The sequence below is a fragment of the Arthrobacter sp. K5 genome (assembly GCF_040448525.1).
In the GTDB taxonomy this organism is placed as follows: Bacteria; Actinomycetota; Actinomycetes; order Actinomycetales; family Micrococcaceae; genus Arthrobacter; species Arthrobacter globiformis.
The window spans coordinates 3,881,606-3,893,711 of sequence record NZ_CP159279.1; the positions used below are offsets into that span (position 1 = coordinate 3,881,606).

At 66.4% G+C, this 12,106-nt stretch carries 11 protein-coding genes; 4 read left to right on the forward strand and 7 right to left on the reverse strand.

The window, feature by feature from the left end:
- Positions 1 to 101 precede the first annotated feature (101 nt).
- Positions 102 to 995 carry a hydroxymethylpyrimidine/phosphomethylpyrimidine kinase gene (locus ABRP34_RS17720; RefSeq protein ID WP_353711181.1) on the reverse strand — a complete coding sequence of 298 codons (894 nt, stop codon included), beginning with the start codon at positions 993 to 995 and terminating at the stop codon, positions 102 to 104.
- A gap of 143 nt (positions 996 to 1,138) precedes the next feature.
- Here ABRP34_RS17720 and ABRP34_RS17725 point away from each other — a divergent pair, with 143 nt between their 5' ends.
- Both ABRP34_RS17725 and ABRP34_RS17730 read left to right on the forward strand, forming a co-directional pair.
- A complete protein-coding gene (locus ABRP34_RS17725) occupies positions 1,139 to 2,545 on the forward strand; it encodes an MFS transporter (RefSeq protein WP_353711182.1) in 1,407 nt (468 codons plus the stop codon).
- Positions 2,546 to 2,809: 264 nt separating this feature from the next.
- Entirely contained in the window at positions 2,810 to 3,520 is a 711-nt protein-coding gene (locus ABRP34_RS17730) for a queuosine precursor transporter (protein ID WP_353711183.1), read from the forward strand.
- Positions 3,521 to 3,651: 131 nt separating this feature from the next.
- On the opposite strand, the gene ABRP34_RS17735 is transcribed toward ABRP34_RS17730, so the two are convergent.
- The 6 genes from ABRP34_RS17735 to ABRP34_RS17760 form a co-directional block, all read right to left on the reverse strand.
- Positions 3,652 to 4,587, reverse strand: coding sequence for a type IV toxin-antitoxin system AbiEi family antitoxin domain-containing protein (locus ABRP34_RS17735; RefSeq protein ID WP_353711184.1), 936 nt, complete (start codon positions 4,585 to 4,587; stop codon positions 3,652 to 3,654).
- Positions 4,588 to 4,756: 169 nt separating this feature from the next.
- Positions 4,757 to 6,061 (reverse strand): tRNA guanosine(34) transglycosylase Tgt, encoded by a 1,305-nt coding sequence (gene tgt, locus ABRP34_RS17740; protein ID WP_043417729.1) that lies wholly within the window; start codon positions 6,059 to 6,061, stop codon positions 4,757 to 4,759.
- A gap of 33 nt (positions 6,062 to 6,094) precedes the next feature.
- Entirely contained in the window at positions 6,095 to 6,820 is a 726-nt protein-coding gene (locus tag ABRP34_RS17745; protein ID WP_003798525.1) for a hypothetical protein, read from the reverse strand.
- Between the two features lie 79 nt (positions 6,821 to 6,899).
- Positions 6,900 to 8,021 carry a DUF6707 family protein gene (locus ABRP34_RS17750; RefSeq protein WP_353711185.1) on the reverse strand — a complete coding sequence of 374 codons (1,122 nt, stop codon included), beginning with the start codon at positions 8,019 to 8,021 and terminating at the stop codon, positions 6,900 to 6,902.
- Between the two features lie 84 nt (positions 8,022 to 8,105).
- On the reverse strand, positions 8,106 to 8,645 hold the full coding sequence (locus ABRP34_RS17755) for an NUDIX hydrolase family protein (RefSeq protein WP_003798527.1): 540 nt from the start codon (positions 8,643 to 8,645) through the stop codon (positions 8,106 to 8,108).
- A gap of 165 nt (positions 8,646 to 8,810) precedes the next feature.
- Complete coding sequence (locus tag ABRP34_RS17760; RefSeq protein ID WP_353711186.1) at positions 8,811 to 9,539, reverse strand: VOC family protein; 729 nt, start codon at positions 9,537 to 9,539, stop codon at positions 8,811 to 8,813.
- A gap of 121 nt (positions 9,540 to 9,660) precedes the next feature.
- On the opposite strand from ABRP34_RS17760, the gene ABRP34_RS17765 reads away from it, so the two are divergent.
- Positions 9,661 to 10,269, forward strand: a complete 609-nt coding sequence (locus tag ABRP34_RS17765) for a YdeI/OmpD-associated family protein (RefSeq protein WP_353711187.1) — start codon at positions 9,661 to 9,663, stop codon at positions 10,267 to 10,269.
- Positions 10,270 to 10,389: 120 nt separating this feature from the next.
- Positions 10,390 to 12,093, forward strand: coding sequence for a glycoside hydrolase family 32 protein (locus ABRP34_RS17770; RefSeq protein WP_353711188.1), 1,704 nt, complete (start codon positions 10,390 to 10,392; stop codon positions 12,091 to 12,093).
- Positions 12,094 to 12,106 lie beyond the last annotated feature (13 nt).

Here is a 12,106-nt window from a genome sequence, read left to right on the forward strand (position 1 = left end):
CTCTCTCAGATCCTGCAGAGATAAGCGGGACGCTCCAGTGATGGAGCGTCCCGGTTTTTCGTGCGAAAGGTGAGAGAGCGTCCCCGGGGGCGGAGAGGATTTTAGCGCGGGCCGCCCTGCCAGAGGGCGTCGAACGGGGCGCCGGAGGCCACGCGGTTGCGGATGCCCGCGGTCACGAAGCCCTTCGCCGTGCGGGCTGCCTCCAGCGGAGATGCACCCTTGGCCAGCTCCGCCGTCACCGCCGCAGCCAGCGAGCAGCCGGCGCCGGAGACTGCCACCTCGCCCACCTTCGGCGCCGTCAGGACCTCGAGGGTTTCGCCGTCGTAGAAAACGTCGACGGCGTCGGGACCGGACAGCCGCACGCCGCCCTTGGCCAGCACCGCGGCTCCGCTCAGCTCGTGGATCCGGACTGCCGCAGCCTTGAGGGATTCGATGTCGGTAATCTCCAGACCGGACAGCGACTCGGCCTCGAAGTGGTTGGGCGTGACGAACGTGGCCAGCGGCAGGATCTGTGCCTTGAGTGCCTGGTCCGTGTCCAGGGCATGGCCCGGCTCCTGGCCCTTGCAAATCAGCACCGGGTCCAGGACGACGTTGCTGAACGCACCCGACGCCAGAGCGGTGGCCACGGTCGAGATGGTGGCCGGGCTGCCCAGCATGCCGATCTTCACGGTGTCCAGCACGGAAGGTGCGCCGGAAGCGGCACCGTAGGCCGCCGTCGTCGCTTCCAGCTGGTGCGCGATGACTTCCTGGTCCACGGGCACGAAGCGGTGGTTCCAGTCATTCTCCGGGTCGAACGACACGATGCACGTGAGGTTGGCGATGCCGAAGACGCCGAGTTCCTGGAACGTTTTCAGGTCGGCCTGTGCTCCGGCCCCGCCGGTCGCCTCCGAGCCTGCGATGGTCAGGACGACGGCGGGAGCGGCGGTGGTGCCGGAAACGGCGTCGGACGCGGTATCGGACGCCAAAGCGGTGGAGTCAAACGCGGTAGAAGTCATGCCCCCATCCTGCCACCGGCCGCGCAGCCCTCGCATTGTGCTCATGAACAGTATGACCAAAACGGGCGGTGGCCCCAGTCACAGGCCATAGGGTGGCGGGCGGCGTTGCTTTCTTTCCACGCCGAATCCAGGAAGGTTCACTGATGAGCACCCAACTGTCAGAAGCAGCACAAACCCGCCGCGCAGTCGGCAACATCCTCAAAGGCTCCGCCGGCAACCTCGTGGAGTGGTACGACCTCTACGTCTACACGGTTTTCGCGGCGTACTTCCAGGCACACTTCTTCAATTCCAAGGACGAGCTCCAGGCCGGGCTGGAGGCGATGGCCGTCTTCTCGACGTCGTTCCTCATGCGCCCCATCGGCAGCTGGTTCTTCGGACGCTACGCCGACCGCAACGGCCGTAAGGCTGCCCTGACCCTCAGCGTGACCCTGATGTCCGCAGGATCGTTCGCGATCGCCATCCTCCCGACCCAAGACGTCATCGGGATCTGGGCCCTTGTCCTGCTGATCCTCATCCGTGTGCTGCAGGGCTTCTCCGTGGGCGGAGAATACGGCACGAGCGCCACGTACATGTCCGAGGCTGCCACCTCGCGGCGCCGCGGCTTCTTCTCCAGCTTCCAGTATGTGACCCTGGTCGGCGGCCAGATGCTGGCACTGCTGGTTCTGGTGATTCTGCAGAACACCCTGGGCGACGGGCTGCTGAAGGAATGGGGATGGCGCATCCCGTTCGCCATCGGCGGTGTTGCGGCGCTGGTGGTCCTGTGGCTCCGGCGTTCGATGGAGGAGACGGTTTCCGAGGAGCAGGTCCAGGCAGCCAAGGCACCTGCCGCAGCCGGCGAGGCACAGCCCGGCACCCTGCGGCTGCTGTTCACCCAGCACTGGAAGCCGCTGCTGATCTGCATCGGCGTGACCCTGGGCGGCACTGTGGCCTTCTACACGTACACCAACTTCATCCTGAAGTTCATGAACGATACGTCCGGCATCGCCAAGACGGACACGTCCGTGATCAACTTCTGGGCCCTCTTCATCTTCATGCTGCTCCAGCCCGTCTACGGCATCATTTCCGACAAGGTGGGCCGCAAGCCGCTGCTCCTCTGGTTCGGGATCACCGGTGTGCTCTTCACCTGGCCGCTGCTCTCCACCCTGGCTGGCACCAAGGATCCGTTCACAGCGTTCCTGCTGATGATGGGAGGCCTGCTCATCGTAGGCGGCTACACCTCCATCAACGCCCTCGTGAAGGCCGAGCTCTTCCCGGCTTCCATCCGAGCCCTTGGCGTGGGCCTGGGCTATGCCGTAGCCAACTCGCTGTTCGGCGGCACGGTTCCGCTGATCGGCGCCGCACTGCAGAAGTCGGATCAGGTGGACCTGTTCTTCACGTACGTCACCATCGCGATCGGGCTGTCCCTGCTGGTCTACATCTTCGCGCTGAAGAACAAGAAGACCACGCATCTGGACCGCGAGCAGGGCCACGCCTGGTCCAGCACGGTTGCGTCCAGCACCCCGTCGGGCGCCGCCCGCAAGGATGAGGACGAGGACTTCGTCAACGTCTGACCTCAGCGAAAAACAGGTAACGCACGACGGCGGGTGGCCGGCCCCGCGGTGACCTTTGGGTCCCAGGGGCGGCAGCCCGCCGTCGTCGTCCCCGGGGTTTTGCCGGCCGTGAGCCCGCTCTCCCCGGAGCCGGCAATGGTGGGACAATGAAGGGCGGTTTCGACGGCCAGCCGGCGGGACCCGTCCCAGTGCTAATACAGCCAGCTGCCATCTCCGTTCGCAGGGACGCAGGCAGCCGAGCGAACCACTACGAATGGAAAACCCATGACTACCGCCCAGTCCTCCGTGCCGAAAGCAGCGCCGAAATTCGCCTCAATCGGGTCCCCCTACTTCGGCATCATGCTTGCGGTCATGGCCGTGGTGCTGATCCTGTCCAACATCGGTGCTTCCAAGGGCGTGGTGCTGGGTCCAATCGTCACGGACGGCGGCTTCTTCCTGTTCCCGCTGGCGTACATCCTGGGCGACGTCATCAGTGAGGTCTACGGCTTCAAGGTAGCCCGGAAAGCCATTATCACCACGTTTGCCCTGTCGGTCTTCGCCGCAGTTTGCTACTGGGTGATCATTGCGCTGCCTGGCTTCGACGACGACTTCGGCACCGCCAAACAGGCCGCCCTCGAAGGCGCAATCGGCCCAGTTCCACAGATCGTGCTGGCCTCGCTCCTTGCCTTCTTCGCCGGGCAGACCATCAACTCGTGGATCCTGGTCAGGATGAAGGCCCGCACCGGGGAGAAGTCGCTGTGGGCCCGCATCATGAGCTCGTCCGTGGCCGGGGAATTCGTGGACACGCTGATTTTCTGCAGCATCGCGGCCTCGGTGATCGGCATCAGCGACTTTGGCACGTTTGCGAACTACGTGCTGGTGGGCTTCCTCTACAAGACCCTCGTGGAGTTCCTCTTCGTTCCCGTGACCACCCTGGCCATCGGCTGGGTCAAGAAGCGCGAACCGAGCTACGGGGCGCCGACCCAGGCAGCATAGCCGGCCACCCCCATCGCACGTTCCCGTCCGATCTGCCGCCGTTGCGACGGTTCCTGACCCGCTCGACGCTGCGAGTCGTCGAGCCCGGCAGGGAACCATCGAAACGGCGGGAGCACAGGGACGGTGGGGAGTCAGGCGGCAGCGCCCCTGCCGAGCGCCCGGAGCACCCGGTACTTGAATTCCGCCTCGTTGAACAGGTCCTTCCACTCGATCCGCACGAAGATCCAGCCTTGTTCCATGAGTGCCTTTTCGCGCCGACGTTCGGCAAACAGGACTTCGCCGGTGGGCTGATAGTCGAAATACTTGGCCTTTCCATCGAATTCGAGCGCGACTTTCTTCTTCGGCCAGGCGAAGTCCAGGCGGTGCTTGCCGAGCGGAGTGTGCACCACGTACTGGGGCTCGGGCGGCTCGATCTTGAGCCTGTGCAGCAGTTCCCTGGTCAGGGATTCCCCGGGCGACTCGGCGCGCGGATCCGCCAGGTCGACGGCGCCGCGCAGCGCCACGACTCCGTTGCGCCCGGCCAGTTCGGCGCAGTAGGTCCGCAGAGCCTCAAGATCCGCGCCAAGCCTGCAGGCATGATCGACCAGGATCACGGACTGCCGCAGGTTGAACATCAGGCAGCAGTCCACCACTGTCCGCTCGAGTGACGTGCAGGGGAGACCATCCACAAAGCCAATCTCGCCCCGCCGCAGGGTACGGGTATGGGCAACGACGCCGGTTCCATGGGAAATTCTGGACGGGCAAGTCGCCTGGGTCAGGTGGATCCGGTCATCAACGTTCCACAGGCGAAGCCGGCGCAAGCGGGCACTCGAGGTGTGGCTGTAGACAAAGCTGCCGGCCGACGTCGTAAGCGTCCCGTGTGAATGGGCGTGGATCAGGTAACGGCTGCGCGTGCCCGGCTTCAGTCCATTCCACCAGGTGCCGCGGACGTAGCAGCCGCGCCTCGGACGCACCAAGTCGCCGCTCTGCACTAAACGGGTGATGGCCCGTGGGTGAACACCGGCGCTGAACAGTTCCTGCGTGCGCCACATCTTGCCGGTGGGAAGCTGGGGATTCGGCTGCGTCATGGTTCCAGCGTCGGCCTCGCAACGTCCGTGTTCCAGACCTCAAGTTGGCTATGTGGAAATCCGGTTCGACGGTTCCCTGCCAGGCTCGACGCCGCGATACGTCGAGCGTGCAGGGAACCATCGAAACGGTCGGCAGTACAGACGGCGGCGCGGCCCTGCTGCCGCAGGCCTAGGAGTAGTACCGGCCCAGCGTCTCGGCTTTGAACTCGAAGAAGTCGCCAGACTCGATCGCCAGCCGGGCGTCGTCCACCATCTTCACCACGAAGCGCTCGTTGTGGATGGAAATGAGCGTGGCGGAGAGCATTTCCTTGGCCTTGAACAGGTGATGGATGTAGGCCCTTGAATAGTTCAGGCACGCATAGCAGTCACAGCCGTCCTGCAGCGGACCGAAGTCGCGCTTGTACTTGGCACCGGAGAGGTTGAAGCGGCCGTCGGGCGTGTAGAACGCCGAGTTGCGGGCCACCCGGGTGGGGGAGACGCAATCGAAGGTGTCGGCGCCGTTCTCGATGGCCGTGAAGATGTCGTCCGGCTCGGAGATGCCCAGCAGGTGCCGCGGCTTGTTCTCGGGCAGTTCCTCGTTGCACCAGCGCACGATGGTGCCCAGGTTCTCCTTCTCAAGGGCTCCGCCGATCCCGTACCCGTCAAAGGCCATGGCACCGAGGTCGCGGCAGGCTTTGCGGCGCAGGTCCTCGTACTGGGCGCCCTGGATCACGCCGAACAGGGCCTGGTACGGCTTGCCGGGCCGCCCGGCCGTGAGCCGGAAGTGTTCCTCAAGGCAGCGGACCGCCCACAGCCGGGTTCGTTCCAGCGACTCCTCCTGGTATCCCCGGGAGTTCTGCAGCGTGGTGAGCTCGTCGAACGCGAACATGATGTCCGCGCCGATCTGGTGCTGGACCTGCATGGAGATCTCGGGGGAGAAACGGTGCCGGTCCCCGTTGAGGTGGCTCTTGAACCAGACCCCGTCGTCGTCGATGTGGGCCAGGCGCTCCTTGCCGGGGGCCACGGCATCGTCCGGTCCGGAGGTGTCCACGGACTTCATGTCGATGACCTTCTTGAACCCCGAGCCCAGGCTCATCACCTGGAAGCCTCCGGAATCGGTGAAGGTGGGCCCGTGCCAGTTCATGAACGCGCCGAGGCCGCCGGCCTCGTCCAGGATCTCGGGGCCGGGCTGCAGGTACAGGTGGTATGCGTTGGCCAGCAGGGCCTGGGCGCCGAGTTCGGCCATGGACTCCGGAAGCACCGACTTCACCGTGGCCTTGGTGCCGACGGCGATGAAGGCCGGTGTCTGGATCTCACCGTGCGGCGTGGTGATGGTGCCGGTCCGGCCCAGGAACCCGCCTCCGTTGGCGGTCTCCTGCTCGGGGGTAGGGTTGCATGTTTCGGTCAGGCGCTTGCCCACCCGGAAGGAGAACTCCGACTGACGGGCGGCCGGCACCGGTACAGAAGTGGAGGGCGGTTCAGGATTGGCTGGCACGGTTCAAGTGTGCCAGCTAACAGCGGCGAACCTTCACTGGATGGGTTCTGATGTGGGGTAGTTCTCAGAGCGCCAGTCGTCCCAGAGGGAGCGGATCGTTTCCATGCTGTGTGCGCCCAGATCGTAGAGCGAGAGGATCACCATCGAGCCGCCGTCGGGCCTTTTCTCGGGGATGACGGGCTGGTCAGCCACAATCAGCAGGCCCTCCCCGTGCTCCGCGTAGCTGTGTACGGTGATCCCCACCTGGTGGTTGGTCTTGTGCCAGACCCTGCCCGAGACCTCCTCGCCGGTGCCCAAGGTCAGCGAATATTCTTCGCCGGGGGCGGGGATGTCCTTGAGCCCGAGTTTCTCGATGGCGGAGCCGCCCGAACCGGGGACGGAGAAGTAGCAGGTGCGGCGCCTCCCGTGGGGATGGCGCTCCAGCGCGAACCGCAGCTGCTGCAGGAAGATCAGCCACCCCTGGGTGATGTCCTCGTCCCACGCGGCCCATTCGGAGTTGTGGTCCACACCGGCGCGGGTGACGCTGACCTCAGTTCCCGTGGGCACGGGCTTCAGCGTGAAGATGTCACCGTTGTTGACCGTCAGGGAGGTGTGGTCCGGCCCTTCAACCACGGATTTGCTGAAGTAGATCTCATTGATTTCCGCCGCCAGCTCGTCGGCTTCCCAGCCATGCCATTGCGCGACCTTCGAGGGTTCACGCAGCATCGTCCAAATCTGTGGCGCGTCGGAATTGATCACAACGCTGAGCTTGTTCGTCATGGCCTGAATCTACAACTTGGGCGCGACCCGGGCTAGGGGAATTTCCGGCAGAAAACGGGCACCCGTACCGCAGGGCCGCTCAGCCGCGCACAGACTCCAGTTCATTCGCAATCCGCCGCTCCAGCTCCGGCGCGCTGATGGTCTGGGATCCGCCGTGGGCGCGCAGGAACAGCAGCGATTCCAGCCGCAGCAGCCGCCACTCGCGCTCCGCTTCGTGGTTGGAGTTGTCGATGGAGCGGAAAATCTCTTTGTCGTACAGGTTCGGCTCGTTCAGTGACCGCTGGCGGACCCGGGCCTGCATCCGCGCCTTGAACGGATCCGTCTCCTGGTTGTCCGGCGCCCGGAGCAGCTTCTCGTACACGGCGGCGCGGTCCTTCTGCCCCGTTTGCCGGCACACGTAACTGGACAGCGCAAGCGACGCCTCCACCGACCCCCAGCGCCCCGGGTTGCCGTCGAAGGGCAGCACGTTCAGCAGGTCGGCCACGGCCAGCGACGCCTCGGCATCCTTGAGCATGACGAACAGCTCATGCGCGAGGTCACTCAGGTCCTTCAGGCAGCTGCCCGACTTGGTGTTGATGCCCTTGACCAGTTTGTCGGCCAGCAGCTGCACCCCGACGGCGTCCGGATGGGCCTCCGCCACGGCTTCCACCACGGATTCAGGCGTTCCCGAGGGCTCCGGGATCAGGGCCAGATCCTCCGCACTGGGGCCGACCACCCCCGGGGAGGTGGACGGCAGCGGAGGGACGACGACGGCGGCAGGCGCCGTCCGCGCAGTCTCCCCAGCTGCTTCTCTCCCCACGACGGAAAGGGGAACGCCGGCGTCGGACGCCTGGGCGTCCGCCCTTTGGGCGTCACTGTCCGTTCCTTGGGGGGCGCCGTCCGCGCCGGCGCCGTCTGCGCCGGCAGCATCTTCGACGGCGGCAGCAGTCATAACAGCGGCATTGGCGGCGGCTTCCGGGGAGGCGACGTCGTCAACCGCGGGTCCGGGGATGCGGACGGACGAGCCGGCAGCAATGCGCAGCGTGCCGCCGCCGGTGAGGGTCGCAAGGATGATGGCGGGGCTGCCGAAATCATCGGTTTCGACTTCCACGGAGTGGATTTCCGCGGACCGCTTGCCGTCCGGCAGGAGAAGGTGGTCGCCCGCCCGCAGAGAGCCCGCCTGCTGTTCACGGTAGGTCTTGGCAGCTGCAGGGTGGTTCATGGGAGTCCTTAAGTTCTCTTGGGGTCCGCCCAACAGTCTACAAAGGAGAGGGTGCGAAGTCCGGGAGGCGCGGGCGCCCGGGCGTCAGCTGCCGACGCCGGCGTAGGCCAGAGCCTGCCGCACCAGGGCACCGCGGCCGCCGGTGAACTCGAGCTGCACGCCGTCGCTAAGCACTTCCTGGGGCGTCATCCAGGTCAGCTCCAGAGCGTCCTGGCGGGGTTCGCATTCGCCGGTCACAGGGATGATGTAGGCCAGTGATACGGCGTGCTGGCGGTCGTCGGTGAAGCCGGTGTGCGAGGGGGCGGGGAAGTATTCGGCCACGGTGAACGGCACAGGGCTGATGGGGAGCTGGGGGAATGCCAGCGGGCCGAGGTCTTTTTCCATGTGGCGCAGCAGTGCGGCGCGGATGGTCTCGCGGTAGAGCACCCGGCCGGAAACGAGGGACCGGACCATGGTGCCGTCCTCGTCCGCCTGCAGGAGTGTGCCCACCTCATTCACGAACCCGAGTGGATCCAGCCGGACCGGCACCGCCTCCACGTAGACCATCGGGAGCCTGCCTCTGGCTTCGAAGAGATCCTCGTCCGAAAGCCAGCCGGGGTTGGGGTCAGGGGTGCGCACGTTCATGAATCATTTTTACCCCATCACCACAGCTCCGGCCGCCGAGGCGTGGGATCCCGGCGCCTGGCGGCGGGCAAAACGACGCAGTCTCACCATCCGATTTTGCCTCTCCGCGCCGCCGCGCCGCGCCGCTGCTCCGGCCGTTTGGGGGTTACGCCGGGCGCCGGGCGGCTAGGACGGGCGCCGGGCGGAGATCCAGAGCGGGGCCCGCTGTGCCGCCGCACCGTCATTGTCCGGGTGCGGCACATGAAGGGTGCGCCCGAACGCCTCCTCGGTCAGCGTCACGTCGTGTCCCGCGGCCGTGAGGCGGTCCCGCAGGGCGTCTAGGTCCCCGGCGTACTCGAATCCCAGTCCTGCGTGCGCCGCGCCGGTGCCGGGCCGCGCCATCAGCACACCGCCGTTCTTGGCGGTGAAGTCGGCAGTCTCATCGTCGTCCGGGACGGGCCGGAACCGTGCCCCAATGTCCCGCAGCGCCTGGGCAGCGGCTGTCACGTCCTCGCTGAACCAGACCTCCACCACGGCCAGCGCTGGATCCGCATCCGCACAGCCGGCCCCGTGGGCGGCCCTGTCGGCTAAGAAGCTGAAACCGTCCGCGCCCGTGATCCGGCAGGAGTCGCCGTGGTCCGCGCGGACAAGCTCGGCGGACGAGGAGTCAGATTCCGCGCCGGACTGGTTGGTGCGCCGGGCAAACTCCTCGAGGTCACCCACCTCCACGCCAAAGTGCGTGACGCCATCCTCCGCAGCGCCCGGTTCGGCCTGGTGCAGCGCCAGCCTGCCCGCACCGGCGTCGTACTCCCGCCAGGAGCCCTCGTCGGTGGTTTTAATCATCCCCAGGTCGGTGAGGAGCCGCTCCCAGGGGTCAACCCGGGACGTGAAGTGGATGGGGCGGACACGAAGCATGCTCTCTCCTCGAACTCGAAACACCAGGATCTTCGAAAACGGCGCCGACATGGCCATGATGCCACGTCTTGAATCGCGCGGCACCGGGTTGAATCACGCAGCGCTGGGGCAGAATAGGCGCATGCCCGTTGAACTCGAGGAACTGCTGGTGACCGATGCAGCCGCATGGCGGACATGGCTGGAATCCCACCACAGCGACAGCCCCGGCGTCTGGCTGGTCCTGCACAAGAAGGGCGGCAACGTCACTGAACTCGATTACGACGCCGCACTGGACGAGGCGCTCTGCTACGGCTGGATCGACGGCCAGGTCAAAAAACGCGACGGCGGCAGCTACCTCCAGCGCATGACCCGCCGGGGGCCCAAGAGCCCCTGGTCCGAACGGAACGTGGGCCATGTGGCCCGGCTTGAGGCGGCAGGGAAGATGACGGCCCCGGGACGTGCCGCCGTCGACGCCGCCAAGGCCGACGGCCGCTGGGAGGCCGCCTATTCAGGACCGGCGACGGCGGAGGTCCCGGCGGATCTGGCCGCCGCCATCGCCGCCGTGCCCGAGGCGCAGGCCATGTTCGACGTGCTGACCTCGGTGAATCGCTACGCGCTGATCTACCGCACCAATTCGGTTAAGCAGGCCTCCACAAGGGAGCGGAAAATCGCCGGGTTTGTCCAGATGCTTGCCCGCGGCGAGACGCCGTATCCGCAGAAGAGGCGCCCGGCGCAGGATCCCGCTGGTTGAGCGTGTCGCTTCACTCCGCTGGCTGAGTCTGTGGAACCCGGCGCCGAGCGTCCTGGCAAGGGGCATCGAAAAGGACGTCCGCGCTAAAATTGGGAGCAACTCCCAACACGAACGGCGAACATGCAGCGGTTTTCCCTACGCACGCTCGGCCCCCGCGCGCGGTGGATTGCGGTGGCCGTGGCCCTGGCTCTGGTGCTCGCCGCGGCCGCGGCCGCGGTCATCGGCCTGGCCGGGCGTCCGGGCGACGGCGGAACACAGGGCGGTGCCGGACCCCAGGGCGGTGGCGCCCAAGGCAGCAGCACCCAGAGTGCAGCCCCGAAGTCCTTCAGCAGACCCGAGGGCGCCTCACAGTTCCGGCCCTCCTACCACCTCACTCCGGCCAAGGAGTGGATGAACGATCCGCAGCGGCCGTTCCTGCTGGACGGGGTGTGGCACTACTACTACCTCTACAACGCGGACCACCCCGAGGGAAACGGCACCGAATGGTTCCACGTCACCAGCACCGATCTGGTGCACTGGAAGGACGAAGGCGTGGCCATCGGGAAATTCAAGAACGGCCTGGGGGACATTGAGACCGGCAGCGCCGTGGTGGACCAGGACAACACCGCCGGCTTCGGCAAGGGTGCCGTCGTCGCCGTCATGACCCAGCAGGACAAGGGCGTGCAGCGGCAGTCCCTGTTCTACTCCACGGACAAGGGCTACACGTTCAAGGAGGCCGACGGGAATCCCGTGATGGACAACCCGGGCAAGGAGCACTGGCGCGACCCGAAAATCATCCGCGACGAGGCCCGGAAACAGTGGGTCATGGCGTTGGCCGAGGGGGAAAAGATCGGCCTGTACACCTCGAGGGACCTGAAGGACTGGAACTACGTATCGGGCTTCGAACGGAAAGGCCTGGGGATCCTCGAATGCCCCGACCTCTTCCAGCTGGACGTCGACGGCGACCCCGCCAAGCGCACCTGGGTTTTGGCGGCCAGCGCGAACGGCACCGCGGAAGGCCGGACCACCGGGGTAGCGTACTGGACCGGGACCTTTGACGGGACCACGTTCACCCCCGCGGATGACAAACACCAGTGGCTCGACGCCGGCGCCGACTTCTACGCCGCCGTCACCTGGGACGATCCCCGGCTGACGGAAAACGAACGGATGGCGTCCCGCCACGCGATCGGCTGGATGAACAACTGGACGTATGCCCGCCAGCTGCCCACGACCGACTGGCAGGGCGGTGCGGACTCCATCGTCCGGGACATCCGGCTGAAAACGGTGCAGGGCAGGCCCACGCTCGTCTCCACCCCCACTCCCGCCCTGTCCGCGCTGGACGGCGAAGCCAAGACTGCAGACAGCGGGGCGCTGACCCCGGAGGGTGCCGGCGGGCTTCCCGCGCCCGCAGGCGGTGCCTACCGGCTGGACGTGACCCTGGAGCGTGCACCGGGCGACGACGGCACGGAGGCCCTGCTGAAACTGGGCAACGGCGGCGCGGACTTCGCCACGGTGGGCTACAACTTCGAGGCAGGCACGGCATGGGTGGACCGGGCGGCACTGGTGCCAGGCGCTGATGCCCTCGGACCTGTGTTCACGGAACGGAGGAGTGCGCAGAGCCCGCCCCGCAACGGCAGCTCGCCGGGGAGGGGCAGCGTGGATCTGACCATTTTCGTGGACTATTCCTCGGCGGAGGTCTTTGTGAACGGCGGCGAACAGACCCTGACGTCGGTCGTGCTGCCCAGGCCGGGCCAGCCGGCGGTCAGCGCGGCGACCGCCGGCGGGAAGCTGACACTGAAGTCGTTCAAGTACACCCCGCTGGCCACCGTGCTGACGGCACGGTAGGCAAAGCGGCGAA